Origin of the sequence: Halomonas salsilacus (assembly GCF_051216275.1) — a bacterium.
In the GTDB taxonomy this organism is placed as follows: Bacteria; Pseudomonadota; Gammaproteobacteria; order Pseudomonadales; family Halomonadaceae; genus Halomonas.
Window position 1 is genome coordinate 64944 of sequence record NZ_JBPKAQ010000002.1, and the last position, 26368, is coordinate 91311.

The window sequence follows — 26368 nt, forward strand, 5'->3', positions numbered from 1 at the left end:
CGGGTGCCGGGCCGTTGAACGCTGTCATGCCAGCCGAAACAGCGGCCACAGCCCGAACCACAGCACATAGCCGAGCGAGACGGCCATCAGGCCATCGATGCGCCCGGGCGGGCGGGCCGATTGAAGGTGCCGGGTCAACCGCCACGCCAGCCAGGCGCCGTGGGGCACGACCACCAGGGCGATGCCCCCGTAGGCGCCCGCTGCCAGGCCCGTCAGCGACCAGGCCAGCGCACAGGCGGTGGCAAGCAGGGTGAAAACGAGCGCGACCCACACGGCGCCCCGGTGCCCCAGCCGCACCGCCAGGGTGCGCTTGCCGACGTCGGCATCGGCCTCGAGATCGGGAAGGCCCGACAGGGTGATGGAGGGGAGGATCGCCAGCAGCAGCGGCAGGCTCAACAGCCACGGCAGCGGATCGCGCCAGCCCCCGCCGAGAAACACGAAGCCGCACAGCAGCACGCCGATGCTGTGGGTGACGGCGACATCCAGCTCGCCCAGGCCGCGATAGCTGAGCATCAACGGCGGCAAGGTATAGCCAAGGGCCAGGACCGCCAGCACCCCCAGCACGCCGATCACCGCCGCCGGGGACACCGCTGCCACGCCTAGCAGCCAGGCGGTGCTGCCCACCAGGCCCAGCAGGGCGACGATGATCCCGGCCTTGACCTCCCGCAGGCTCAGCACGCCCTCCACCAGCACTCGCGAACCGCCGGTGAAGGTGCTGAAGAAGCGGTTGGCGCGATCGGTGCGCAGGTCGACCACCTCGTTGATCAGTACGGTGGCCACCTCCAGCAGGAACAGGCAGAGGTAGCCGAGCCAGAACACCGGGTTGCCGAACACGCCCCCGCCCGGCGAGGCGGCCAGGCCGCCCACCGCATAGGCCACCCAGGTCATGGGGTAGAACTGCAGGCGCAGGGCGCGCAGCCAGGCGCCGGTCTTGTGCGTGAGCCGTTCCCTCGGGGTGATCCGGCCTCGCGCCAGCTCACGCCCCAGGCGGTTGGCGCGCGCGAGCCAGGCCTGGCGCTGCGCCAGGCTGGCCTCCTTGACCGACCCCAAGGCGAGCGAGCGCACCGGGCGCACGCCGCAGAAGCCCAGGGTCGCCCGGGCCATGGCATTCCTGCCCGGCTCGCGATAGAGCAGCCGGTGAATCAGCGGCGGGGTGTCCATGGTGGTGATCAGCTGCGCCGAGCGGCCGTTCAGCAACCCCTGATAGCCGATCCCTCCTTCGCAGGTGCTGAACGCGAACCCCGGGGCCATGAGACGGTCCAGGAAGCCCTTGAGCAGCGCGGGGACCGACCCCCACCAGGTGGGGTAGACGAACACCAGATGCTCCGCCCAGGCAACGAGTTCCCGCGCCCGTGAGAGGTCGGCCTCAAGGGGTTGATCGTTGGGCGACGACGTGTGGAGATGCGGATCGAACGCCAGGGTCGCGAGATCCAGCCGCTGCAGCTGCGCTCCCGCCGCCAGGGCGCCCTCGCCGTAGGCATCCGCCAGGGCGCCGCAGAGACTGTCGGTTCGCGGGTGCCCCAGGATGACCAGCACCTTGATCGGCGGCCGAGCCGGTTCCCCTTCGGCGGCGGGCGCGCCGTTCTTCCTGAACGTTGTCATGGTTTAGTGTCACCCCGTTGTCGTGTCTTCGCATCGTCTTTCGAAGAGACGCGAGGAGCATGGCTGTCATCGAGCAGGGCGCCGGTTGAGTGCCATCGCCCGAGCCCCCCCCCCGACCCCGCTGGCGTCCGAATCCGTGGCGACGATGACCCCTCCGCCGTGGCCCAACGCATCACTGCGCCTTGAATGTAACAAATCGTGTACTATTGTTACTAAAGGTCGGTATACGTAAGCGTATGGTGAGTATGGCCAGGGCGCCTGTCACCGCCACCTGGACGCAGGTTTCGTCGAACCGGAGGGACTCATGATCATTCATCGCACCGCCAGAAAAATGTTCAACGCCTTGCTGGGCGGCCACCCGGCCAGCGCGGAAGGACGGGCAATCGCCGTCGTGCAACGCCAGCCAGACGAGGGGCCCATGAGCGTCATCCATGCCGCCAATGCCCGTCGAGATGCCGAATACCTGGCCCGGCGCAATGGCCTCAAGGAGCCTCTTCTTCAGCTCTGGAAGGTCAACTGACGCGACCCGGCCATGACAGGGTGGTCCTATGGGAGCGCTCCCATGGGACCGCTCCCACAGGACCACTTCAGTATGTCGCGGGCCCCATCTGACCCACTGCCTCGTCGGCGCTCAGTGCCCCGGTCTGCACCCGCCACTGGGCGGCGTAGCGGCCATCGGCCTCGAGCAGCGTCCCGTGGGTGCCGCGCTCCACCACCCGGCCGCCCTCGATCACCACGATCTCGTCGGCGTGGACGATGGTGGAGAGGCGGTGGGCGATCATGATCACGGTGCGGCCGTGGGCGATCTTGCGCAGCGAGCGCTGGATGGCGGCCTCGGTCTCGTTGTCCACGGCGCTGGTGGCCTCGTCAAGCACCAGGATCGGCGGGTCCTTGAGCAGCGCCCGGGCCAGCGAGAGCCGCTGACGCTGGCCGCCGGAGAGGCGCACGCCGCGCTCGCCCACCGGGGTGTCGAGCCCCTGGGGCAGCGCCTGAATGAACGCCCAGGCCTCGGCGGTTCTCGCCGCCTCGATCACCTCGGCCTCGCTGGCCTCCGGCCGGCCGTAGGCGATGTTGTCGCGCACGCTGCCCTCGAACAGGTAGACGTCCTGGCTGACCAGGCCGATGGCGCCGCGCAGCGAGGCGAGGCTCACCTCACTGATGGGCTGGCCGTCGATCAGCACCCGCCCCGCGCTGGGGTCGTAGAAGCGCAGCAGCAGCTTGACCAGGGTCGATTTGCCGGAGCCGGTGGCGCCCACCAGGGCCAGGGTATTGCCGGCCGGCACCCGCAGGCTCACGTTGTCCACGCCGACACCGCTCGTCGCGTAGCGAAAGCTCACCCCCTCGACGCTCACCTCGCCGCGCACCGGTGCTTTCAAGGGCGCATCGTGGTTGTCGCGCACGGTGATCGGCACCGCCAGCAGGTCGAGGATGCGCCGGGTGCTGGCCATGGCGCGCTCGAAGAGATCGATCACCTCGGCCAGCCCCGTCAGCGGCCAGAGCAGCCGCTGGGTGAGGAACACCAGCACGCCGTAGGCGCCCACGTTGAGATCGCCGCGCAGCGCCAGCATGCCCCCCACGGTGAAGGTGGCCAGGAAGCCGGCGAGGATCGCCATGCGGATCACCGGGATGAAGGCGGAGCTGACCCGGATGGCGCGGCGGTTGGCCTCCACGTAGGCCTCGCTCACCTCCCGCAGGCGGGCCGCCTCCCGGGCCTCGCTGGTGAAGCTCTTGATGGTGGCGATGCCGGCCAGGTTGTTGGAGAGCCGGCTGGCGAGGTCGCCCACCTTCTCGCGCACGTCGGCGTAGAGGGGGCCGGCCTTGCGCTGGAAGAAGAAGGCGCCCCAGATGATCAGCGGAATCGGCGTGAAGGCGAGCAGCGCAATCAAGGGCGAGATGACGAAGAACACCGCCCCCACCGCCACCACGGTCACCCCCACCTGGATCAGCGAGTTGGCGCCGCCGTCGAGGAAGCGTTCGAGCTGGTTGACGTCGTCGTTCATGGTGGCCACCAGCTGCCCCGAGCTTCGCGACTCGAAGTAGGCCATGTCCAGGCGCTGGGCGTGCTCGTAGGTATCCAGGCGCATGTCGGCCTGGAGGCGCTGGGCGAGGTTGCGCCACAGGATCTTGTAGAGGTACTCGAAGATCGACTCGCCGGCCCAGATGAAGAAGGTCAGGATCGCCAGAACATAGATCTGCTCCTGGGGCGTGTCGAAGCCCAGCCGCGCGACGAAGCTGCGCTCCTGGTTCACCACCACGTCGATGGCCACGCCGATCAGGATCTCCGGGGCGATATCGAAGAGCTTGTTGATGATCGAGCACGTGGTAGCGGCGATGATGCGCCGCCGGTAGCCGCGGGCGTAGCGCAGCAGGCGCACCAGCGCCTGGAAGCTGTTGGGTGAGCCGGGCTTGGGTGAGGCGGGCTTGGGTGAGGCCGCCGCGGGTGGGGAGGCGTTCGTCATGGAGGTTCCTTGAGCCTAGCAAACGGTGCTTAGCCAGCGAAGCATAGCCGAGGGCGCTTGCCAGCACACCCGGCGATTCAGGACAATGGCGCGCCCCGAGCCCCCGAGGACCTCTCCATGATCGCCGAACTCTTCGCCGTGATGGCACCGGTGCTGACTGGCGCCGGCCTGGGCTACACCTGGATCCGCCTGGGCCATCCCTACCCGGTGGAGTTCGTCACCCGGCTGGTCTTCAACATCGGCACCCCGGCGCTGATCATCGCCTCGCTGGCCAACGCCGAGATCGACGCCGGCAGCGTCGGGCGCACCATGCTCGCCGCGGCCCTGGTGATGATCGCCATGGCCGCCGCGACGCTGCCCATGGCGCGCCTGCTGGGCCGCGACTGGCGGGTGCTCCTGGCGCCCATGATGTACCCCAACACCGGCAACATGGGGCTGCCGGTGGTGCTCTACGCCTTCGGCAGCGCCGGCTTCGCCTTCGGCATCACGGTGATGGTCACCGTCTCGCTGTTCCAGTTTACCGTGGGCTCGGTCATGGCAAGCCAAGGCAAGGCGCTCAGGACCCTGGCGCGCACCCCCACCGTCTACGCCATCGTGATCTCGCTGGCCCTGCTGCTCACCGAGACCTCGCTGCCGCGCTGGCTGAACAACAGCGTCGACCTGATCTCCGGCTTCACCGTGCCGCTGATGCTGATCACCCTGGGGGTGTCGCTGGCCAGCATCCAGGTCCGCAGCCTCAAGTCCGGGGTCGGCTTCAGCCTGCTGCGCATTCCGGTGGCGGCGGGGCTGGCCTGGGGCATCGGCACCCTGTTGGGCCTGCCGCCCCTGGCCCAGGGCATCCTGGTGCTGCAGATGAGCATGCCGGTGGCGGTGTTCAACTACCTGTTCGCCCAGAAGGCCGGCCGCGAGCCGGAGTACACCGCCAGCCTGGTGTTCTGCTCGACCCTGATGTCGCTGCTCTATCTGCCGCTGCTGCTGATCTGGCTGATGTAGCCGGAAGCGTCGCCTTATAGCGTCGCCTTTATAGCGTCGTCTTATAGAGACAGGGAACACCCCCGCCCCCGAAAAGTCCCTATGCTGGTAGGTGAGAACGCATGAACCTATCGATGACGACATCGCAATGACCAGGGGGAACATGGAATGCCTGCCTATCCGAGAAGACTTCCCGCCGCCCTGCTGCTGGGGGGCCTGGCCATCGGCGGCCAGGCGCTGGCCGCCGAGAGGATGCCCGAGACGATGCCCGAGACAATCGACGAACGGATCGACACCGCCCACCACGACCTGCGCCTGGAGCGCGTGGCCACGGGGCTCGAGCACCCCTGGGCGGTGGCCCAGCTGCCCGACGGCAGCTTCCTGGTCAGTGAGCGCCCCGGCCGCCTGGCCCATATCGGCGAGGCGGGCGAGATCACCCACCTGGGCGGCGTGCCCGAGGTCAACGCCCGCGGCCAGGGCGGCCTGCTCGACGTGGTGCTGCATCCCGACTATGGCCAGGCGGGTGGCGAGCACGACTGGGTCTACGTCACCTGGAGCCAGGCCGGCAGCGGCGGCACCGCCACCACCCTCTCCCGGGCCCGCCTGGAGGGCGACGCCCTGGTGAACGTCGAGGAACTCTTCGTCCAGGACCGGTTCTCCGGCCCCGGCCGCCACTACGGCTCGCGCCTGGCCTGGCTGCCGGATGGCACCCTGCTGATGAGCATCGGCGACCGCGGCAGCCACCCGCCCCGCGCCCAGGACAAGGGCGACCACGCCGGCAGCGTGCTGCGCCTCACCGAGACCGGCGAGGCGGCAGACGACAACCCCTTCCTGGATGACGCCGGTGCCCTGGACGCGCTGTTCAGCATCGGCAACCGCAACATCCAGGGCATGACCGTGGCCGCCGACGGCCGCGCCTGGGCCACCGAGCACGGCCCCCTGGGCGGCGACGAGCTCAACCTCATCGTGGGGGGCGAGAACTACGGCTGGCCCGAGGTGAGCCTGGGCGTGGACTACTCCACCCGCCGGCCCATCGGCGCGGACGCCCTGCCCGGCATGCGCGACGCCCAGTACATCTTCGAGGGCCGCTTCGCCCCCTCCGGCCTGGCCGAGGTGAGAAGCGAGCAGTTCCCGGAATGGGAAGGCAACCTGCTGGCCGGCGGCCTGCGCAGTGAGCGGCTCGAGCGCCTGGTGCTGGACGGCGACGCCGTGGCCGAGAGCGAGGTGATCCTCGACGGCGAGATCGGACGCATCCGCGACGTGCGCCAGGGCCGCGACGGCGCCCTCTACCTGCTCGACGACGACGCCCGCGGCAGCCTCTATCGGCTGGTGCCGGCGGATTGACAGTATGTCGGGCAAGCGCCGGGCAAGCGTCCGGCCTCCCCGCCTCCCTGCGCCTCTCCGGCCCCGCCATCGGCGGGGCCGGCCTGCGCCAGCCACGGGACTTTGCATGCGACTGCGCAACCTCATCATCCTCACCGTCATCGGGCCGCTGTTCCTGAGCCTGGTGGTCTTCAGTCTGGTGGCCATCCACTCGCTGGAGGACAACGTCCGGACCAAGCTGCAGACCGAGGTCCAGATCATCACCCACGCCATCGGCACCTCGCTGGGCTACGCCATGGCCCGCGAATCGTCGGAGTCGCTGGAGGAGTCGCTGCACGCGGCCTTCTCCTTCCACCGCATCTATGGTGCCTATGTGTTCGACCTCGAGGGCCGCGAGACCTATGGCCTGGGGCTCGGCGAGACGCTCTTCGAGCCCGAGGAGATCCGCGAGGTGGTCACGGCCGGGGAGCCCACCGGCGACTATCGTCAGCACGATGGGTGGACCTACTACTCGGCGCTGATGCCGCTGACCACCCCGGACGGCGAGGTACGCGGGGTGCTGCAGGTCAACCGCCTCAACACCGGCATCGAGAACTACACCGGTTTTTTGACCCGGGTGGCCGGCCTGGCCTTCCTGTTCGGCTCCGCCGGTATCGTGCTGGGCATCTGGTGGGGTTTCAGGCGCCATATCGAGCGCCCCATCAACCGCCTGCTGGAGGTGATGGCCCGGGTCGAGGGCGGCGACCGCGAGCAGCGCGCCGCGGCCCGGGGCCCCGAGGAGTACCGCCGCCTGGCGGTGGCCCTCAACGGCATGCTCGACGCCATGGCCGAGAAGGACGCCAACATCGAGGCGCGACGCCTCAACGAAATCGCCCTGGAGAAGCGCCTGCGCAAGTCTCGCAAGCTCGCCGAGCTGGGGGTGCTGGCCGCCGGGGTGGCCCACGAGATCGGCGCACCGCTCACGGTGATCAATGGCCAGGCCCAGCGCCTGGCCCGCCGCGAGGTGATCGGCGACGACGAGCGACGCCGCCTCGGGCGCATCCGCGGCGAGGTGGCGCGCATCGTCGCGATCGTTCGCCAGCTGATGGAGCTGGGCCGGCGCCATAACGTCGAGAAGGAGTGGGTGGGGCTGGAGCTCCTGCTGGAGGGCGCCCGCGAGCTGGTGGAGGAAGAGCTGGAGCAGCATGGCACCCGGCTTCAGGCCGAGTTGCCCGCCCCGCCCCCGCGGCTGCTGGCCAACGGCCAGCAGCTGACCCAGGTACTCACCAACCTGCTGCGCAACGCCGCCCAGGCCGAGGGCACCCGCTGCGTGCGGCTGCGCGCCGAGACCCGCGGCGGCCAGCTGCAGCTGTGGCTGGAGGATGACGGCAACGGCATCCGCGAGGCCGACAAGCCCCGGGTCTTCGACCCCTTCTTCACCACCAAGCCGGTGGGCCAGGGCAGCGGCCTGGGGCTCTCCATGGTCCACCGCATCATCAACGACCACGGCGGGACCATCGGTGTCTTCGACAGCGAGCTCGGTGGCGCCGGGTTCGCCATCACCCTTCCGTTGGACGACACTCTGGAAGGCGCCGACACCGCCCGCCATGGACCGCGAGGATGCCAACCGTGACACGAAAGGACGCCGTGCCTGCCTGCCCCATCCTGGTCGTCGAGGACGACCCCGCCATCCTGGAACTGCTCGAGGAGGAGCTTCAGGAGGCCGGCCACGCCACCCTGGGGGCGGCCAGCGCCGAGGAGGCCATCGCCATCCTCAGCCACACCCCGGTGGCCATGGTGATCAGCGACGTGCGCCTGCCCGGCATGAGCGGCCTGGCGCTGCTGGAGCAGCTGCGCGGCGAGGGCAGCGCGCTGGGCTTCATCGTCATCACCGCCTTCGGCACCATCGACCAGGCGGTGGAGGCCCTCAAGCTCGGTGCCGATGACTTCCTGACCAAGCCGCTGGACCTGGAGACCGTCCGGGAGGCGGTCTACCGGGTGCTGGAGCACCGCCGGCTGGCCGAGCGCTTCCGTCAGGACGGGTCGCCCGGCCACTTCCACGGCATCATCGGCGAGAGCGAGCCGATGCAGGCGCTGTTCCACGATGCCGCCCGCCTGGCGAAGAGCGACGCGCCGATCCTGGTGCTGGGGGAGAGCGGCACCGGCAAGGAGCTGCTGGCCCGGGCGATCCACGCCGAGAGCCCCCGCTCCGGTGGCCCGTTCGTGGCGGTCAACTGCGCCAGCATCCCGGCCGAGCTGATGGAGAGCGAGTTCTTCGGCCACGTGAAGGGGGCCTTCACCGGGGCCAGCGATCACCGCCAGGGGCTGTTCCAGTCGGCCCGGGGCGGCAGCCTGTTCCTCGACGAAATCGGCGAGATGCTGCCGGGGCTGCAGGCCAAGCTGCTGCGCGCCCTGCAGGAGAAGACCGTGCGGCCGGTAGGCGGCGAGAAAGAGGAGCCGGTGGACGTGCGGATCATCGCCGCTACCCACCGCGACCTGGGACAGGAGATCGAGGCCGGCCAGTTCCGCAGCGACCTCTTCTACCGACTGGAGACCTTCTCGCTGCGCCTCCCGCCGCTGCGCGAGCGCGAAGGCGATCTGGAGCGGCTGATCACGGCGCTGATCGACAAGCACGCCGACGCCCAGGAGAAGCCCATCGAGGGCATCGAGCCCGCCGCCCTCCAGGCGCTGCTCGCCTACGCCTATCCGGGCAACGTGCGCGAGCTGGAGAACGCCATCATGCGCACGGTGACCCTCGCCGACGCCGGCGAGATCCGCCACGCCGACCTGCCCGAGCGCCTGCGCGAGCAGGCCGAGGCATCACGCCGCGAGAGCGGCGACGAACTGGCCGGCCGCCTGGTCACCGGCGTCTCGACCCATGCCCCGACCCAGGCCTGGCCCCGGCTGGAGGAGGTCGAGAACCGCTATATCCGCAAGGTGCTCGAGGCCACCGGGGGCAACAAGCGCCGCACCGCCGAGATCCTGGGCATCGCCCGACGCACCCTCTATCGGCGCCTCGACGACGATTGATTCTACCCTGTGCGACGCGCCCCTCGAGCAGCCAAAAAAAACCCCTGCACCTGGCAGGGGCTGAAAAGCGCGGTCTGGTCCTGGATGCCGAGGGATGGCGAACGCATCGACCGGCCGCGCCAGGGAACACCGTAGAAACTGCATCATTCACAAGATGGACCGGCGTGACGTTCAGAATCGACGTTCAGAAACGTCAGGCCGGTAGGACAGGAAACAGCGATCCATCAAAGGCTGCCGCGTTCCTCATCCTCTTCCATCTCGTCCATCATCGGCTCCTGGTTATCCATGGGATCCATGGGCTCCTCGCTCATGGCGGGGTCCTGGTCCATGCCCGGCTCATCGCCCATCGCCGGCTCATCGCCCATCGCCGGCTCATCGCCCATCGGCGCTTCCTGGACCGGCTGGTCCATGGGGGGATCTTCCGGCTCCATGGGCGGCAACTCGTCGTCATTATTGCCGCAGCCGGCCAGGGCCAGGCTGCCCAATGACAGGGCCGCGATGGCGACAAGCGCCTTGAGGCGACGATGACGGGGCATGTGTTGGGTATCTTCGGACATTCGCTCGTTCTCCTTTTCGAGGGATGCTGTCCAAGATGCTGCAGTTAGCATGCCACCCGGGGCGCAAGCGAAAATTAGTAATTCAGATCATATAATTACAAAAACGAGAGGCAATGGCGCACGACGCCATCAGACGCGCCAGGGTGTAGCAGAGTGGCACATGAGACAGGGATGACCCGGATCGATTCGGCAATATCACCCTGTTCGTGTATCGTTGCTGTCCAAGAAAAGTTGTCCAAGAAAAGTTGTCCAGGAAAAGTTATCCAAAAAAACCGCCAGCATCGCATCGGCGGGTCGTTGTCTACGCTAAGGGCGCGGCCCCCGCCGCCTAGCCTCGCCCTCATCAGGAGATAACACGATGTATCACAAGATCATGGTGCCGATCGATCTCGCCCATATCGAGGTCATCGAGCCGACGCTGCAGACCGTGGCCGACCTGGCGCGGCACTACGACGCCGAGGTGTGCTACGTCGGCGTGACCTCCAGCGCACCGGGTAGCGTCGCCCGCACGCCGGAGCAGTTTGCTCAGAAGCTGGAAGCCTTCGCCCAGAAGCGCGCCGAGGTGCATGGCCAGCCGGTGAGCATCCATACCATCGTCAGCCCCGACCCCATCGCCGATCTCGACGACGACCTGATCGAGGCGATCAAGGAGGTCGGCGCCGACCTGGTGGTGATGCCCACCCACCCGCCCAAGCACCTGGACGTGATCATGCCGTCCCATGGTGGCAAGGTGGCGACCCACACCGATGTCTCGGTGTTCCTGGTACGCCCGAGCAAGACCTGAACCGGCCACAACGCATTCACCCCAAGACGCCAAGCAAGGGAGAGAGCCATTATGGCCAACGACGAGAACCCCAACGAGAAGCCCCAGGCTTCCGAGGGTATTCCCGCCCCGGAGGGGGCGGCGAACCTCATTGATACCGACTATGTGATCGGTCAGGACAACATCACCGCCTCCCCCATGGGGATCGACGTGGACCTGCACGGCAAGGTCTTCATGTTCTCCGCGATCGTGATCCTGCTGTTCGTGATCCTGACGCTGGCCTTGCAGGATCAGATGGAGCCGATCTTCAACAACACGTTCAGCTTCCTGACCACCCACCTGGGCTGGGTCTTCCTGCTCGGGGCGAATGTGTTTGTCTTGCTCGCGATCGTGCTGATCTTCACCCCGCTGGGCAAGGTGCGTATCGGCGGCGCCGACGCCACGCCTGACTTCGGCTACGCCGGCTGGTTCTCCATGCTGTTCGCCGCCGGCATGGGCATCGGCCTGATGTTCTACGGGGTGTCGGAACCGCTGGGCCACTACGGCACCGCCTTAGGTGGCATCAGCCTGGGCGAGGATGGCCTGCGTACCGACTGGGCCCCGCTGGGCGGTGCCGAGGGTGACCAGGCCGGCGCCATCGCGCTGGGGATGTCCGCCACCATCTTCCACTGGGGCTTTCACCCCTGGGGGGCCTACGCCATCGTCGGCCTGTCGCTGGCGATCTTCGCCTACAACAAGGGCCTGCCCTTGACCATGCGCTCGATCTTCTACCCGATCCTGGGGGAGCGCATCTGGGGCTGGCCGGGGCACGTGATCGACATCCTCGCAGTCTTCGCCACCCTGTTTGGCCTGACCACCTCGCTGGGCATCGGCGCCACCCAGGCGGCCGGGGGCCTCGAGTACCTGTTCGGCATCCCCACCGGCGACACCACCCTGGTGCTGCTGATCCTGGGCATCACGCTGGTGGCCCTGGGGTCCATCATGCTCGGCGTCGACAAGGGCGTGCAGCGCCTCTCCCAGCTGAACATGGTGCTCGCCCTCATGCTGTTGCTGTTCGTGATTCTCGTCGGCCCGACGCTGCTGATCGCCACCGGCGTAGTCGAGAACCTGATCGGCTACGTGACCCACCTGCCGGCGCTCTCCATGCCGTTCGGGCGCGAGGACGCCAACTTCAGCCAGGGCTGGACGGCCTTCTACTGGGCCTGGTGGATCGCCTGGTCGCCGTTTGTCGGCATGTTCATCGCCCGGGTCAGCCGCGGACGCACCGTGCGTGAGTTCCTGATCTCCGTGCTGGTGGTGCCGACCCTGGCCTCGGTGGTGTGGATGACCGCCTTCGGCACCACGGCCATCGACCAGGTGGTCAGTTCGGGCATCACCGAGGTTCAGGACGCGGCCCTGGAACTGCAGCTCTTCACCATGCTGGAGTACCTGCCGCTGACCGCCATCACCTCCTTCGTCGGGATCACGCTGGTGATCGTGTTCTTCATCACCTCGTCGGACTCCGGGTCGCTGGTGATCGATTCCATCACCGCCGGCGGCAAGGTGGACGCACCCAAGCCCCAGCGCATCTTCTGGGCGCTGATCGAGGGGGCGCTGGCCATCGCCCTGCTGCTGGGTGGCGGTCTCGCCGCCCTGCAGACGGCGGCCTTGACCACCGGCCTGCCCTTCACGCTGGTGCTGCTGGTGGGCTGCTACGCCATCGTCAAGGGGCTGATGAGCGAGCCGAAGGCGAAGTGAAACCGAACCCGACACATTCGGTGTGACAGTCAAGAGGGCGGCCAGTGGCCGCCCTCCTTGGTTCAGCATTCACATTCAGCGTTCAGCGTTCAGCGTTCAGCGTTCAGTTTTCAGTTTTCAGTACTCAGCTCCACAGTTCGCTCACGGGTGTCTCGGAGGAGTAGCGGCCGGCCACCTGGGCCTGCAGCAGCTCGGCGGTGGCCAGGGCGTCCACCACGGCATGGTGGCCCTGGTAGGCGGGCAGGCCGTAGCGCTCCCGGCTGTTGTGCAAGCGGATCGAGACCGGCGGGCGGCCCATCCAGCGGCGCAGGCGGGCCCACGGCGACTGGCGGTGCAGCCGCGCCTCCAGCGACATGGTGTCGATCAGCGGAAAGCGCAGCCCCTCCCCCAGCCGGGCCTGGATGCCGGTGTCCAGGAAGGGGCGCTCGATCTGGCGATAGTGCACCACCACGACCCGCCCCCTCAGCAGCTCGAGCAGCTCGGGCAGGATCTCGGCGAGATCGGGGGCGTGCTCCACCTCGGCGTGGGTGATGCGGTGCAGGATCACCGACTGCTCGGTGAGCTCGCGAGCCGGCTTGAGTACCCAGTAGCGCCGCTCGCGCAGCGGGATGCGCGACAGGCTGAAGGGCACCACCCCGACGCTGACGATGGCGTGGCGGCGCGGGTCCAGCCCGGTGGTCTCGATGTCCAGGGCGACCAGGGGCACCTCACCGATGGGGGTGGCCGGTTCGGGACAGCCCGCGGCGAAATAGGCCTTGAGCAGCGGGTGCCGGACCCGGGCGGCGCGGTCGGCCAGGTACTCGGGCCAGCCGGGGGCCTGCTGCCGCGTCGTGGCAGGCAGCCGAATCACCGGGGCCCTCGCGGGCGGCGAGCCGCGGCGGCCGGGACCGGATAGCGGAACTTGAGAAACTTCTGGGCGTTGCTGAGCACCTGGAAGGCGTCCTTGAGGGTGTGGCGCTCGGTGTCGCTGATATTCTCCGGCTCGATGGTGTTGTCCGGGGTGCGCTCGTGCTGCAGGTCGATCACCTGGTGGTGGATGCGCGCCATGGAGAGAAACTCCAGGGCGTAGCGCAGCTTGTCGCTGACCCCCTGCGCCAGCAGCTGGGTGCGGTCGATGTCATCCAGGCGCGCGAAGCTGTTCTGGGCCCGGGAGCCGCAGGCCAGCGCGTGGACCCGGATCAGCTCGGTGAGCGGCGCGGTGCCGCGGCGCTTGAGGTTGATGGTGTTGTTCTGCTTGCCATCCTTTTCCATCACGAAGGTGCGGAAGAACCCCAGCGGCGGCGTGCGGTTCAGGGCGTTGCGGGCCATGGCGGCCAGGAACAGCGCGCTCTGCGGGGCCTGTTCGGCCACCAGGTCCTGGAGCTGCTCGACGTAGACGTTCTCGCCGTAGACGGCGTCGAGGTCGAAGAAGATCGAGCTGTGCAGCAGTCGCTCCGGGGTCGGGTCGCGGATCCAGTCCCGGAAGTAGCCCTTCCACACGGCGAGCGGCTGCCGCCAGCGCGGGTTGGTGGCCATGATGTCCCCGCTGCAGTAGGTATAGCCGCAGGCGTGCAGGCCATCGCTGACGATCTTCGCCATCTCCCGGAAATAGGCGTCGTGGGCCTCGGGGTCGAAGGCGTCATCCAGCACCAGGGCGTTGTCCTGGTCGGTGACCAGGCTCTGCTCGTTGCGCGCCATGGAGCCCATGGCCATGAAGCAGTAGGGAACCGGCGGTGGACCCAGCGCCTCCTCGGCCAGTTCCAGCAGGCGGCGGGTGAAGCTGCGGCCGATGGTGGAGAGGGCGCTGCCGATCATGCGGGAGTCGGCGCCATCCTCCACCATGCGCACGAAGGCGGCACGCACGTCCGGCGCCAGCTTGGCCAGGCCTTCGGCCGAGGACTGATTGAAGATGTTGCTGACCAGGTAGAGGCTGGAGTGGGTCTCGTAGCGAATGATATCGGAGAGGTGCACGATGCCCACCGGACGGCGGCGGTGCATCACCGGCAGGTGGTGGATGTTGTTGCGCAGCATGGTGAGCATCGCCTCGTGCACCGACTCGTCGGACTGGATCGCCACCAGCCGGTCGCCCACGATCTCCCCCACCGGGGTGCCGGGTTCGCGTCCCTCGGCCACCAGGCGGCGGAAGTCGCTGTCGGTGAGGATGCCACGCACCTGCCAGGCGCGCTCCTCGCTGTCGCGGAAGGTATAGCGGGGGGTGTCGCCGGGGGCATCCAGCACCAGCACCGCCGAGGCGCCGGAGTCGCTGATCTGGCGCGCGGCCTCCTGCACCGTGGTGCTCGCTTCGACCATCACCGGGTAGCGGGTCAGCAGCTTGCGCACCCGGGTGATCATCATGTCGTTCTGCTTCTTCTGGTGCTCGACCGCAGATTCGAGGCGCGGACGCTCCAGCTCCACGAAGTCGGCGAAGTGCTCGTCCTTCTCACAGAGGCGCTGGAAGAGCGTATCCGGGAGGAAGTAGATCAGGCTGTCCTCCAGGGCACGCACGGGATAACGGACACGATGGTTCCGCAGCAGGCTGAAGTGGCCGAAGATATCGCCTTCACCGCGGCGATCATAGAGGTCGCCGTTGCGTCGATAGACCTCCACGGCCCCGCTGCGGATGAAGCCGAGCTCGTGAATCTCTTCATCGAGCAACAGGATGTCGCTGCCGGCCCGATAGTAGGCGACCTCCACCTGGCCCGCGATCTCGTCGAGCAGGTCGTCGGAGAGGGCATCGAAGGGCGCAAAGCGGCCCATGTGCTGGCGGATGTCCAGCAGTTCCACTTCCATCGGTCACGCTCCCTTCCGGCGGGCCATCTGGGCCAAGTCTGGGAGTTCGGCGGTGCCCTGTAAAGCCGGCCCGGAGCGGCGCCTCGACGGCCACGGACAGCAGCGACCCGCGCCTACGCAAACGGCCACCCCGAAGGGTGGCCGTTTGCGCTGCCGATGTGAGTCGGCATGGGATCAGGTCTGTCTTAGGATCAGGACTGTCTTACGACTGAACCCTCCTTACGACTGAACCATCTCCTGGATGCGCTGCATCAGCTCGGGGTCCTGCTGGATGGCCTGGCCGATGGCGTTGAAGGTATCCACATCGAGTCCGCTGTCCTCGACCACTTCCACCATCCTGTCATTGGCTTCCATGCGGACTTCCTGCTGGGTCGCCTCGTCCTCGGCGGCGTGCAGGCGCTCGGTGTAATCCTGGGAGAGCACGGCAATCTCTTGAGAGGCATCGGCAAACTGCTGAAGCTGATCATCGGAGAAGTCCATGGCCGGAGCGGCGGCCTGGGGCTGCTCGGGGGCGGCCGCCGGGTCCTGCTGGGCGTGGGCGGTGGCGGACATCAGGCCGGCGCTGAGCAGGGCGGCAGAAAAGAGAGCGGTGATTCGATTCATGAATTCCTCCAATGGAAATGAGAACCCCGACGGGGCATTGCGTACAGGTGGCAACTGTGACGGCCGTAAGCCGGCAGTGTTCAGAATTTTCATGTAAAAATTCGAAACATGAAGTATTCACAACGCTACATTCGTCAGCAAAGAGAGACGCCCTGAGCGACCACTCCGCCAGGCGGCCCGGCATCAGCGCCCTCCGGGAATCCCAGGGGCATGGTAATGACTTTCATTTCCTCATGGAGGCTGAGCCATCCTCTCGGGGACTAGGCGAAACTCGAGCGGCACAGTATGGTCTGTGGCACCCCAACCCCCGACATGGACGTTTTACATGCCCCCCGCTCCTGCTTCTCGCGCCGCCAGCCTGTGGCTCGCTGCCATGCCACTGTTGTTCGTGGCGCTGTGGAGCACCGGCTTCATCGGTGCCAAGTTCGGCCTGCCCTACGCCGAGCCCTTCACCTTCCTGTTCATCCGCTTCGCCTTGACCCTGGCGCTGCTCATTCCGCTGGCCCACTGGCTCTCCGGCGAGTGGCCCCGGGGGGCCCGGCTGTGGGGACATATCGCCGTCTCCGGCCTGCTGGTGCACGGCGGCTATCTGGGCGGGGTCTTCTACGGCATCTACCTGGGCATGCCCGCGGGGCTCGCCTCGCTGCTGGTGGGGCTGCAACCGCTGCTGACGGCCGGGCTCGCCGGTCCGCTGCTGGGGGAACGGCTGGGAGGTCGCCAGTGGTTGGGGCTGGTGCTGGGGCTGGTCGGCGTGGTCCTGGTGCTGGGTGGCAAGCTGGACCCGGGCGAGGCGCTGTTCCAGGGCTTCGGCGTCGGGGCCCTGCTGGCCATCCTGGTGGCCCTGGTCGGCATCTCCTGCGGCACCCTCTACCAGAAGCGCCACTGCACCGGCATGCCGCTGCTCTCGGGCACCGTCGTGCAGTACCTGGCCGCGGGCGCGCTGCTCGGGCTGGGCGCCCTGCTCTTCGAGGAGCGCAGCGTGGACTGGACGCCCACCTTCGCGCTCACCCTGGGCTGGCTGGTACTGGTGCTCTCCATCGCCGCCATCCTGTTGCTGATGGCGCTGATCAAGCGCGGCGAGGCCTCCCGGGTCGCGAGCCTCTTCTACCTGGTGCCGCCGGTCACCGCCCTGCAGGCCTGGTGGCTGTTCGACGAGGCCCTGCCACCCATCTCGCTCATCGGCATGGCCATCGCCATCGCCGGCGTGGTGCTGGTGGTCCGGGGCAAGCCGCCCACCAGGACCTGAACCGAGGCGCCCCCGCTGACGCCGAAGGCGCTGGCGAACTCGGCGGAACTGGACCACTATCGTTGTGGATGACGACATAAAAGGTCTATGAATACCGGGGCGACACACACGATGAAGCCAACGACAACGCGCCGCCGGTTCCTGTCAAATTCGGGTTGGGCCGGGATGGGTCTTCTGCTGTTTTCTTTCACCACGATCGGTGTTGCCGGCACCCGGCCGGCGCCCCCCAGCGTCAAGCCCGGCGATTCTGCGCCGGTCATGCGCCAGGGCTGGCTGCTCAATCAAGACGATCTCTGATGTACATTCCCTTCGAGGCACTCGGTAAACCGGGTGACGAGGTGGATGTCTGCCTTATCGGAGGCGGTGCCGCCGGTGTGACCATGGCCGTCAAGCTGGCGCGTCAGGGCCATCGTGTCCTGCTGTGCGAAGGTGGCGACCAGACCTTTAGCGAGCGCTCACAGGCGCTCTACGAAGGCCAGGTGCAAGGTGACCCCTACCCCGCCTTGGAAGACACGCGGCTTCGCTACCTGGGGGGCTCGACGAACCATTGGGGGGGCATCAGTCGCCCGCTGGACCGCTATGATTTCGCGGCGAAGCCTGCCGCTCCCGACACGGCATGGCCGATCGAGCGGGAGACACTCGATCCGTACTACGCCGAAGCCGCCGACATTCTCGACCTGCAGCCCATCCCACCGGACCAGGACATTGCCGAGGCGAGCCTGAAGCGGATTCACTTCTCCCGTGGCCAACCGATGCGAGTCACGAAGAAATATTCGTCGGACATTAACGATTTACCCACCTTGAAGTGCTGTCTGTCGGCTAATCTGTTCGGCCTTGAAACCCAGGAAGGCAGGATAAAGAGCGCCACCTTCAGGAACTACCGGGGCAGCTTTCGCCGGGTACGGGCACGCTACTTCGTGCTGGCATGCGGGGGTATCGAGAATTCGCGACTGCTGCTGTGGTGCAATCGACAGACACAAGAGCGCCTGATCCCGCAACCCGCCACGCTCGGCCGCTACTGGATGGAGCATCCCCATGCCACGGTCGGGCACGCACTGATCCTCGACCCTGCCCCGCTGGACCTGGTGGATCACCCTACTGTCTTCCTGTCGCCGACCGCCGAGGCCATCACCAAGCACGGCATCCTCAATTGCGGACTGCGTCTGCACCGTATGGACGACGTGGTGACCCAGCGGTTGATCGATGACCTCTCGACCCTTGCGCCGTCACTGGCGCGCCGCTTCGACGCCCTGAACCGTCAAGGCCAGGGGGTCTATAGTCTGTTGCTGCGTGCCGCCTGGGAACAGGAGCCCCGCCTCGAAAACCGTATCGAACTGACCCGCGAGGTCGACAGCATCGGCATGCCACGCGCCAGGCTGGTCTGGCGTCAATCGACGCTGGACTTGCACACCATCCGCGACAGCACATTGCTGTTCGGTAATTATCTGCGCAACCACGACATTGGGCGTCTCCAGCTCGCCGACTGGCTGACCACCGCACCCATACGCCCACCGGCCGAGGGGGAGTTGGCCGGGCGCCATCACATGGGCGGCACCCGCATGAGCCATTCCCCCGAGCACGGCATCGTCGATCGAGACTGCCGGGTTTTCGCTCAGGACAACCTGTATATCGCCGGTTCCAGCGTGTTTCCCAGTGGCGGGCATGCCAACCCGACACTGACCCTGGTGCAGCTGGCGATACGTCTGGCCGCTCACCTGGAAGGACGGCTCAGCCGACAGGCCGCGTACTTGAACTCGGGAATCTTGCCGTAGGGGTCAAGCGCCGGGTTGGTCAGCAGGTTGGCCGCCGCCTCCACGTAGGCGAAGGGCACGAAGACCATGCCATCCGGCATGCCTGGATCGACCCGGGCCGCCAGGGTGATCTCGCCGCGGCGGGTCACGATGGTGATCGCCTCCCCCGGGACCACGCCGAGGCGGTTGAGCTCCCCGGGCGAGAGGCTGGCCACCGCCTCGGGCTCCAGGGCATCCAGCACCGTAGCACGCCGCGTCATGGCACCGGTGTGCCAGTGCTCCAGCTGCCGACCGGTGGTGAGCACCGTCGGGTAGTCGGCATCCACCGGCTCGTCCGGCGGCAGTGGCCGAGTCGGGGCGAACCTCGCCCGCCCACCGGCTCGGGGGAAGGCGTCGCTGAACACCACGTCCTGGCCCGGGGCATCATCGGCAGGACAGGGATAGGTCACCGACCCCTCCCGCGCCAGGCGCTCCCAGGAGATGTGATCCAGGGAGTGCATGCCTCGCTTCATCTCGGCGAAGACCTCGCGGGGATGGGCGTAGTCCCAGGCCAGGCCGAAGCGCCGGGCGATCTCCTGAATGATCCACCAGTCCGGCTTGGCCTCCCCCGGCGGCGCCACGGCGGCGCGGCCCAGCTGAACCTGTCGGTTGGTATTGGTCACCGTGCCCTCCTTCTCCGGCCAGGCGGTGGCCGGCAGGATGACATCGGCGAACTGGGCGGTCTCGGTGACGAACAGGTCCTGCACGACAAGGTGCTCCAGCGCGGCCAGCGCCTGGCGAGCGTGGTGGAGGTCCGGGTCGGACATGGCCGGATTCTCGCCGAGGATGTACATCCCGCGGATCTGGCCGGCCAGGATGGCGTCCATGATCTCCACCACGGTGAGCCCCGGCTCGGGGTCGAGCTCGGCGTTCCACAGCTCCTCGAAGGCAGCGCGCAGCTGGGCATCGCCCACCGGCTGGTAGTCGGGCAGCACCATGGGAATCAGGCCGGCGTCCGAGGCGCCCTGGACGTTGTTCTGGCCGCGCAGCGGGTGCAGGCCGGTGCCCGGGCGTCCGGTCTGGCCGCAGGCCAGCGCCAGGGAGATCAGGCAGCGGGCGTTGTCGGTGCCGTGCACGTGCTGGGAGATGCCCATGCCCCAGAAGATCATTGCCCGCTCGGCGGTGGCGTAGGCCCGGGCTATCTCGCGGATGGTGTCGGGTGCCACGCCGCAGAGCCCGCTCATCGCCTCGGGGGTCATGTCCACCACGCCGGCCTTGAGGGCCGCGAAGCCCTCGGTGTGGGCATCGATGTAGGCCGTGTCATACAGCCCCTCGCTGACGATGACGTTGAGCATGGCGTTGTAGAGCGCCACGTCGCCGCCGGGGGCGAAGCGCAGGCTACGCCAGGCGTAGGCGTCCAGCGCCTGGCCACGAGGGTCGAGGATGATCAGCTTGGTGCCGTTCCTCGCCGCCTGCTTGAAGTAGGTGGCCGCCACCGGGTGGTTGATCGCCGGGTTGCAGCCGGTGAGGATCACCACGTCGGCCTGCAGCGCCTGCATGAAGGAGGCCGTCACCGCGCCGGAGCCCAGGCACTCCATGAGGGCGGCCACGGAGCTGGCGTGGCAGAGCCGGGTGCAGTGGTCGACGTGGTTGGAGCCGAAGCCTACGCGCACCAGCTTCTGGAACAGCCAGGCCTCCTCGTTGGAGCACTTGGCGCTGCCGAAGCCGGCCAGCGCCCCGGGCCCATGGGCCGCCTTGAGATCGACGAGCCCACCCGCGGCCAGTTCCAGCGCCTCCTCCCAGCTGGCCTCGCGAAAGTGGGTCAGGGGGCTGGCCGGATCAAAGTCGGGGTCGAGCCCCTTGGGCACCCCCTCGCGGCGGATCAGCGGCCGGGTCAGCCGCGCCGGATGGTTGGGGTAGTCGAAGCCGAAGCGCCCCTTCACGCACAGGCGATTCTCGTTGGAGGGGCCATCCCGGCCCTCGACGAAAAGGATGCGTTCGCCTTGTTCGGGGTCGTCCTTCACGTGGTAGGTGAGCTGGCAGCCCACGCCGCAGTAGGGGCAGACGGAATCCACGCGGCGGTCGGCTATCTTCGAGTCGCCTCGACCTTGCGCGTCGATCAGGGTGGCCGGCATCAGCGCCCCGGTGGGGCAGGCCTGGACGCACTCGCCGCAGGCCACGCAGGTGCTGTCACCCATGGGGTCGTCGAAGTCGAAGACCACCTTGGAGGCCGCGCCGCGATGGGCCAGGCCGATGACGTCATTGCCCTGGACCTCGCGACAGGCGCGCACGCAGAGGCCGCATTCGATGCAGGCGTCGAGGTCGACGTTCATCGCCGGGTGGGAGGCATCCTGGAAGCGCTGGTGGTCGCGGGGTCGCACATGGTGCACCGTGGGCGCGGCGCGTTCGGCCCGCGCTGGTAGCCGCTCGCGCTGTGCCGTGGCATCGATGGCGAGCCCATCGGCCATGGCCCAGAAGTGGCTGGACCGGTCCGGGCTCGCCCCGCGCTCGGGCTGGTCGGCAAGCAGCAGTTCCATGACACCTTCACGCGACTCGCGGGCCCGCGCGGAGCTCGCGCTCTTCACCACCATGCCGGGCGTCGCCTCGCGGATACAGCTCGCGGCCAGCACCCGCTCGCCCTCGATCTCCACCATGCAGGCGCGGCAGTTGCCATCGGCCCGGTAGCCGGGGGCGTCCTTGAAGCACAGATGCGGAATGGTCTCGCCGGCACGCTTGGCCACCTGCCAGAGGGTCTCGCCCGGCCGGGCGCTCACGTCGACGCCGTCCAGGGTCAGGGTAAAGGTCTTGGCTTGCGGGGTCTGCATGGGTTGCCTCCCTACCCTTTCACGATGAGATTCTGGGCGGCGAGCTCGCCGCGGAAGTCGCGCAGCAGGCTCAGCACCGGATTGGGGGCCGCCTGGCCCAGGCCGCAGATGGAGGCGTCCATCATCACCCGGGAGAGCCGTTCGAGCTGCTCGGTGTCCCACGCGTCGCGTTCGAGCAGAGCCAGCATCTTCTCGGTGCCCACCCGGCACGGCGTGCACTGGCCGCAGGATTCATCGGCGAAGAAGGCCAGCAGGTTGGTCGCCACGGCACGCAGATCGTCACGGTCGGAGAGCACGATGATCGCCGCCGACCCGATGAAGCAGCCGTGCTCCTGCAGGGTGTCGAAGTCCAGCGGGATGTCGGCCCTGCTGGCCGGCAGGATGCCGCCGGAGGCGCCGCCGGGCAGGTAGCCGGCAAGGCGGTGGCCCTCGGCCATGCCGCCGCAATGTTCTTCCAGCAGCTCGGCGAGGGTGATGCCGGCGGGAGCCAGATGCACCCCGGGGCGCGCGACTCGGCCGGAGACCGAGAAGCTGCGCAGCCCCTTTCGCCCGTGGCGCCCCTGGCCGGCGAACCAGTCGGCGCCCTTCTCGTGGATCACCGGAATCCAGTAGACGGTCTCGACGTTGTTGACCAGGGTCGGCCGGCCGAAGAGCCCCCGCTGTGCCACGAAGGGGGGGCGATGGCGCGGCTTGCCGGGCTTGCCCTCCAGGGACTCGATCAGCGCCGACTCCTCGCCACAGATATAGGCGCCGGCGCCGCGGCGCAGGACCACGAAGCCGGACGCGACCAGGCCCGCGGCCTCGAGCTCGTCGATCGCCTCGCGCAGCACCCGGTGCAGGCCGGGGTACTCGTCGCGCAGGTAGACATAGAGCGCGCAGGCCTCCACCGCCCAGGCGCCGACCAGGGCGCCCTCCAGGAAGCGATGCGGCTCGCGCTCGAGATAGTAGCGGTCCTTGAAGGTGCCGGGCTCGCCCTCGTCGGCGTTGATCACCGCATAGCGGGGACCGGGCTCGGCGCGTACCGCCTGCCACTTGCGGAAGGTGGGGAAGCCGGCCCCGCCCAGGCCGCGCAGGCCTGAATGCTCCAGTGTCTCGGTCAGCGCTTCGACGGTGACGGCGCCCGCGCGGCACTCGGCCAGCAGCCGGTAGCCGCCCTCTGCGCGGTAGTCGACCAGGCGCTGCCAGAGGATCGCCTCGGGATGGAAGTGCCCGGTATCCACCACCGCCTCGACCCCCTCCGGGGTGGCGTAGAGCAGGTGGTGATGGCCCACCTCCACCACCGGGGCGGTCTCGCAACGCCCCATGCAGGGGGCACGCACCACCCGCACCGCCTCGGGGTCGAGGCCCGCCGCAAGCCGCTCGCGCAGGGCCTCGGCGCCGGCGAGCTGGCAGGAGAGTGAGTCGCAGACCCGCACGGTGACCTCCGGCGGCGGCGCCTCACCGTCATGGACCACATCGAAGTGGGCGTAAAAGGTGGCGGTCTCGTAGATGGCCGCCATGGGCAGGTTCATGTAGGCGGCCAGCGCCCGCAGCTCCACCATGGAGAGGTGGCCGTGGGTGTCCTGGAGGCGGTGCAGGTGCTCGATCAGCCGGTCGCGGCGGCGCAGGCTCGGGGCCTCGCGCTCGTCGCCCAGCAGCACGCGCAGGGCGGCCAGGGCCACCGGCGCCAGTTCACGGCCGCGGGGCTTGCCGCGGAAGGGGCGCTTGGGTGTGACGGTCGATTCGGTCATGGCACACGGCTCCCGGATTGGGTGGGCGAGCGGGGCTAGAGTCTTTCAAGATAGGCCGCCCCGCCCAGGTTGTTCATCTGCTGACGGATCCAGGCACTGCGCCGCTCCACGTGGGGGCCGGGGCGCGCCGCATCCCAGCTTCGCGGGTTGGGCAGGATGGCCGCCAGGCGGCTGGCCTGGGTGGCGCTGAGCTGGTCTGCCGGGACACCGAAGTAGTGCTGGGCGGCCGCCTCCAGGCCGAACACGCCGCTGTCCCACTCGGCGATATTGAGATAGACCTCGAGGATGCGCTGCTTGGGCCACAGCGCCTCGATCAGCAGGGTGAACCAGGCCTCCAGCCCCTTGCGCGTCCAGCTGCGCCCGGTCCACAGGAAGAGGTTCTTGGCGGTCTGCTGGCTTAGGGTGCTGGCCCCCCGCAGGCGCCCGCCGGCGCGGTTGGACGCCCAGGCGCGGCGCATCTCCACCAGGTCGAAGCCGCGATGCTCGGGAAAGCGCTGGTCCTCGGCGGCGATCACCGCCAGCTTGGCGTGGTCGGCGAGCTCCCCCCAGGGGCGCCACTGATGGCGAAGTTCGATGGGCTCCCGGGCGATCCAGGACTGCACCTTGCGCTCCACCATCACCATGGAACCGAACACCGGCGCCTGGCGGAACAGCAGCACCAGCAGCACCGAGAGCACCACGAAGCCCAGCAGCGTGCGCCACAGCCAGCCCCACAGGCGGCGCCCCCATGCCTTGATGGTCACCCTTCCCCCTGTCGCTCGACCCACTGTCACTCGCCCCCGCGAACCCGACGCTGAGCCGCCAGTATACGGGCTCGTTCGGCGGCACGGGAGGCGAGAGGCCGGCGCTGACTCAACGGGCTAGCCTCACCGCGCGCAAGCCTCAACGCGCTAGCGCTTCTTGTGCAGGCGTTCGGCGTGATAGCGCAGGTGGTCCTCGATGAAGGAGGCGATGAAGAAGTAGCTGTGATCGTAGCCTGGCTGACGACGCAGGGTCAGCGGGTGGTTGTGCTCGGCGCACACCGCCTCCAGCCGCTCGGGCCTGAGCTGCTCCTCGAGGAAGTCATCGGCCTCGCCCTGGTCGATGAACAGCGGCTGGCTGGAGGCACCGCGGGCCACCAGCTCGCAGGCGTCGTACTGGGTCCACTTGCCACGATCCTCACCCAGGTAACCCTCGAAAGCCTTCTGGCCCCAGGGGCACTCCGATGGATTGACGATGGGCGAGAAGGCCGACACCGAGCGGTAGTGGCCGGGCCGCCGCAGGGCCATCACCAGCGCACCGTGGCCGCCCATGGAGTGGCCGCTGATCGACTCGCGGCCGTTCACCGGAAAATGCTGACGCACCACCGAGGGAAGCTCCTCGGTGACGTAGTCGTACATGCGGTAGTGCTTCTTCCAGGGCTCCCGGGTGGCGTTGACGTAGAAGCCGGCGCCGCTGCCAAAGTCGTAGCTGTCGTGCTCGCCGGGCAGGTCGGTGCCCCGCGGGCTGGTGTCGGGGCAGAGGATGGCGATGCCCAGCTCCGCGGCCAGGCGGTGGGCACCCGCCTTCTGCATGAAGTTTTCATCCGTGCAGGTCAGCCCGGAGAGCCACCAGAGCAGCGGCACCCGCTCGGTCTCGGCCTGGGGCGGCAGGTAGATGGCGAAGACCATCTCGCAGTCCAGCGCCCTGGAGCGATGGCGGTAGCGCTTGTGCCAGCCGCCGAAGCTCTTGTTGGCCGATACCAGCTCGAGGTTCTCGGTCATGCTCATAACGATCTCCAGACGCTCCAGTGTTGACCCCTTCGCGCACCACGCAGCGTCGGGCGTGAGTCAAAAGCGGCGCGGGTTAATAGTGAAGCACGGTGCGGATGCTCTTGCCGGCATGCAGCAGGTCGAAGGCCTCGTTGATCTGCTCGAACGGCATGTCGTGGGTGATGAAGTCATCGATGTTGATCTCGCCGTTCATGTACTGCTCCACGTAGCCCGGCAGCTCCGTGCGCCCCTTGACGCCGCCGAAGGCGGAGCCCTTCCACACCCGGCCGGTGACAAGCTGGAACGGGCGGGTGGAGATCTCCTCGCCGGCCCCGGCCACGCCGATGATGACCGACTCGCCCCAGCCCTTGTGGCAGCATTCCAGTGCCGAGCGCATGACGTTGACGTTGCCGATGCACTCGAAGGAGTAGTCGACGCCGCCGTCGGTCAGGTCGACGATCACCTCCTGGATGGGATCACTGTAATCCTTGGGGTTGACGAACTCGGTGGCACCGAACTGCTCGGCGAGCGTGAATTTCTCCGGGTTGACGTCGATGGCGATAATGCGTGACGCCTTGGCCATGACGGCACCCTGGATCACGGCGAGGCCGATGGCGCCGAGGCCGAAGACGGCCACGGTCGAGCCCGGCTCCACCTTGGCGGTGTTCATTACCGCGCCGATACCGGTGGTCACGCCGCAGCCAAGCAGACAGATCTTGTCCAGCGGCGCCTCCCTGGAGACCACCGCCAGGGAGACCTCGGGCAGCACGGTGTACTCGCTGAACGTGGAGGTGCCCATGTAGTGATGCAGCATCTTGCCGTCCAGCGAGAAGCGACTGGTGCCGTCGGGCATCAGCCCCTTGCCCTGGGTCGCGCGCACCGCACCACACAGGTTGGTCTTGCCGGAGAGGCAGAACTTGCACTTGCCGCATTCTGCCGTATAGAGCGGAATGACATGGTCCCCGGGGCGCACGCTGGTGACCCCCTCACCCACCTCCTGGACAATCCCGGCCCCCTCGTGGCCCAGCACCGCCGGGAAATTGCCCTCCGGGTCGGCGCCGGAAAGGGTGAAGGCGTCGGTGTGGCAGACGCTGGTGGCGACAATCTTCACCAGCACCTCGCCGGCCTTTGGGCCCTCGACGTCGATCTCGGCGAGTTCCAGCGGCTTACCTGGCTCCAGGGCGACAGCGGCACGTGATTTCATGGCGATATCCTCGTTGACGATGGACAGAAGGTGGAATCAGTGTAGGCAAAGGTCTGTCTTGGGATAAACTGCATTAAAGACATGACATTATTGCTCATCAACAACAATC

At 67.9% G+C, this 26368-nt stretch carries 21 protein-coding genes; 10 read left to right on the forward strand and 11 right to left on the reverse strand.

Annotated elements, in window-relative coordinates; translation table 11 throughout:
- Window positions 1–24 precede the first annotated feature (24 nt).
- A complete protein-coding gene (locus tag ACR80S_RS03655) occupies window positions 25–1602 on the reverse strand; it encodes an NAD(P)H-dependent oxidoreductase (protein WP_435402593.1) in 1578 nt (525 codons plus the stop codon).
- Between the two features lie 304 nt (window positions 1603–1906).
- On the opposite strand from ACR80S_RS03655, the gene ACR80S_RS03660 reads away from it, so the two are divergent.
- Window positions 1907–2122, forward strand: coding sequence for a hypothetical protein (locus ACR80S_RS03660; protein WP_435401705.1), 216 nt, complete (start codon window positions 1907–1909; stop codon window positions 2120–2122).
- Between the two features lie 67 nt (window positions 2123–2189).
- Here the strand turns inward: ACR80S_RS03660 and ACR80S_RS03665 are convergent, their stop codons facing one another.
- The gene (locus tag ACR80S_RS03665) at window positions 2190–4061 is read right to left on the reverse strand and encodes an ABC transporter ATP-binding protein (RefSeq protein WP_435402594.1); all 1872 of its coding nucleotides are present in this window, start codon (window positions 4059–4061) and stop codon (window positions 2190–2192) included.
- 117 nt (window positions 4062–4178) lie between these two features.
- Here ACR80S_RS03665 and ACR80S_RS03670 point away from each other — a divergent pair, with 117 nt between their 5' ends.
- From ACR80S_RS03670 to ACR80S_RS03685, 4 genes are all read left to right on the forward strand, one after another.
- Complete coding sequence (locus ACR80S_RS03670) at window positions 4179–5054, forward strand: AEC family transporter (protein ID WP_435402595.1); 876 nt, start codon at window positions 4179–4181, stop codon at window positions 5052–5054.
- A 147-nt stretch (window positions 5055–5201) separates the two neighbouring features.
- Complete coding sequence (locus tag ACR80S_RS03675) at window positions 5202–6377, forward strand: PQQ-dependent sugar dehydrogenase (protein WP_435402596.1); 1176 nt, start codon at window positions 5202–5204, stop codon at window positions 6375–6377.
- 106 nt (window positions 6378–6483) lie between these two features.
- Entirely contained in the window at window positions 6484–7968 is a 1485-nt protein-coding gene (locus ACR80S_RS03680; protein ID WP_435402597.1) for a sensor histidine kinase, read from the forward strand.
- Entirely contained in the window at window positions 7956–9365 is a 1410-nt protein-coding gene (locus ACR80S_RS03685) for a sigma-54-dependent transcriptional regulator (protein ID WP_435402598.1), read from the forward strand. Before ACR80S_RS03680 ends, ACR80S_RS03685 begins: the two co-directional genes overlap by 13 nt.
- A 224-nt stretch (window positions 9366–9589) precedes the next feature.
- Here ACR80S_RS03685 and ACR80S_RS03690 read toward each other — a convergent pair whose 3' ends face one another.
- Complete coding sequence (locus ACR80S_RS03690; RefSeq protein ID WP_435402599.1) at window positions 9590–9922, reverse strand: hypothetical protein; 333 nt, start codon at window positions 9920–9922, stop codon at window positions 9590–9592.
- A gap of 358 nt (window positions 9923–10280) precedes the next feature.
- Between ACR80S_RS03690 and ACR80S_RS03695 the strand changes: the two genes are divergently transcribed.
- Window positions 10281–10706: a universal stress protein gene (locus tag ACR80S_RS03695; protein WP_435401698.1), complete on the forward strand. Its 426-nt coding sequence runs from the start codon at window positions 10281–10283 to the stop codon at window positions 10704–10706.
- 51 nt (window positions 10707–10757) lie between these two features.
- Window positions 10758–12422, forward strand: coding sequence for a BCCT family transporter (locus ACR80S_RS03700; RefSeq protein WP_435401697.1), 1665 nt, complete (start codon window positions 10758–10760; stop codon window positions 12420–12422).
- A 124-nt stretch (window positions 12423–12546) separates the two neighbouring features.
- Here the strand turns inward: ACR80S_RS03700 and ACR80S_RS03705 are convergent, their stop codons facing one another.
- The 3 genes from ACR80S_RS03705 to ACR80S_RS03715 all read right to left on the reverse strand — a co-directional run bounded on the left by ACR80S_RS03705 (window position 12547) and on the right by ACR80S_RS03715 (window position 15794).
- Window positions 12547–13269: a 3'-5' exonuclease gene (locus ACR80S_RS03705; protein WP_435401761.1), complete on the reverse strand. Its 723-nt coding sequence runs from the start codon at window positions 13267–13269 to the stop codon at window positions 12547–12549.
- Window positions 13269–15191, reverse strand: coding sequence for a DUF294 nucleotidyltransferase-like domain-containing protein (locus tag ACR80S_RS03710; RefSeq protein WP_435402600.1), 1923 nt, complete (start codon window positions 15189–15191; stop codon window positions 13269–13271). Before ACR80S_RS03710 ends, ACR80S_RS03705 begins: the two co-directional genes overlap by 1 nt.
- 219 nt (window positions 15192–15410) lie before the next feature.
- A complete protein-coding gene (locus ACR80S_RS03715; RefSeq protein WP_435401695.1) occupies window positions 15411–15794 on the reverse strand; it encodes a DUF4168 domain-containing protein in 384 nt (127 codons plus the stop codon).
- 325 nt (window positions 15795–16119) lie between these two features.
- Between ACR80S_RS03715 and ACR80S_RS03720 the strand changes: the two genes are divergently transcribed.
- The 3 genes from ACR80S_RS03720 to ACR80S_RS03730 all read left to right on the forward strand — a co-directional run bounded on the left by ACR80S_RS03720 (window position 16120) and on the right by ACR80S_RS03730 (window position 18812).
- Window positions 16120–17040: a DMT family transporter gene (locus ACR80S_RS03720; protein WP_435401694.1), complete on the forward strand. Its 921-nt coding sequence runs from the start codon at window positions 16120–16122 to the stop codon at window positions 17038–17040.
- Window positions 17041–17205: 165 nt separating this feature from the next.
- On the forward strand, window positions 17206–17337 hold the full coding sequence (locus ACR80S_RS03725) for a hypothetical protein (protein ID WP_435402601.1): 132 nt from the start codon (window positions 17206–17208) through the stop codon (window positions 17335–17337).
- On the forward strand, window positions 17337–18812 hold the full coding sequence (locus ACR80S_RS03730; RefSeq protein WP_435402602.1) for an FAD-dependent oxidoreductase: 1476 nt from the start codon (window positions 17337–17339) through the stop codon (window positions 18810–18812). The genes ACR80S_RS03725 and ACR80S_RS03730 overlap by 1 nt, the downstream gene beginning before the upstream one ends.
- On the opposite strand, the gene fdhF is transcribed toward ACR80S_RS03730, so the two are convergent.
- The 5 genes from fdhF to ACR80S_RS03755 form a co-directional block, all read right to left on the reverse strand.
- Entirely contained in the window at window positions 18752–21595 is a 2844-nt protein-coding gene (fdhF, locus tag ACR80S_RS03735; protein WP_435402603.1) for a formate dehydrogenase subunit alpha, read from the reverse strand. The genes ACR80S_RS03730 and fdhF overlap by 61 nt on opposite strands.
- 11 nt (window positions 21596–21606) lie before the next feature.
- Window positions 21607–23325, reverse strand: a complete 1719-nt coding sequence (locus ACR80S_RS03740) for an NADH-ubiquinone oxidoreductase-F iron-sulfur binding region domain-containing protein (RefSeq protein WP_435402604.1) — start codon at window positions 23323–23325, stop codon at window positions 21607–21609.
- 35 nt (window positions 23326–23360) lie between these two features.
- On the reverse strand, window positions 23361–24062 hold the full coding sequence (gene mtgA / locus ACR80S_RS03745; protein ID WP_435402757.1) for a monofunctional biosynthetic peptidoglycan transglycosylase: 702 nt from the start codon (window positions 24060–24062) through the stop codon (window positions 23361–23363).
- Between the two features lie 153 nt (window positions 24063–24215).
- Window positions 24216–25073 carry an S-formylglutathione hydrolase gene (gene fghA / locus ACR80S_RS03750; protein ID WP_435401690.1) on the reverse strand — a complete coding sequence of 286 codons (858 nt, stop codon included), beginning with the start codon at window positions 25071–25073 and terminating at the stop codon, window positions 24216–24218.
- Between the two features lie 76 nt (window positions 25074–25149).
- The gene (locus tag ACR80S_RS03755) at window positions 25150–26259 is read right to left on the reverse strand and encodes an S-(hydroxymethyl)glutathione dehydrogenase/class III alcohol dehydrogenase (protein WP_435402605.1); all 1110 of its coding nucleotides are present in this window, start codon (window positions 26257–26259) and stop codon (window positions 25150–25152) included.
- Between the last annotated feature and the right edge of the window lie 109 nt (window positions 26260–26368).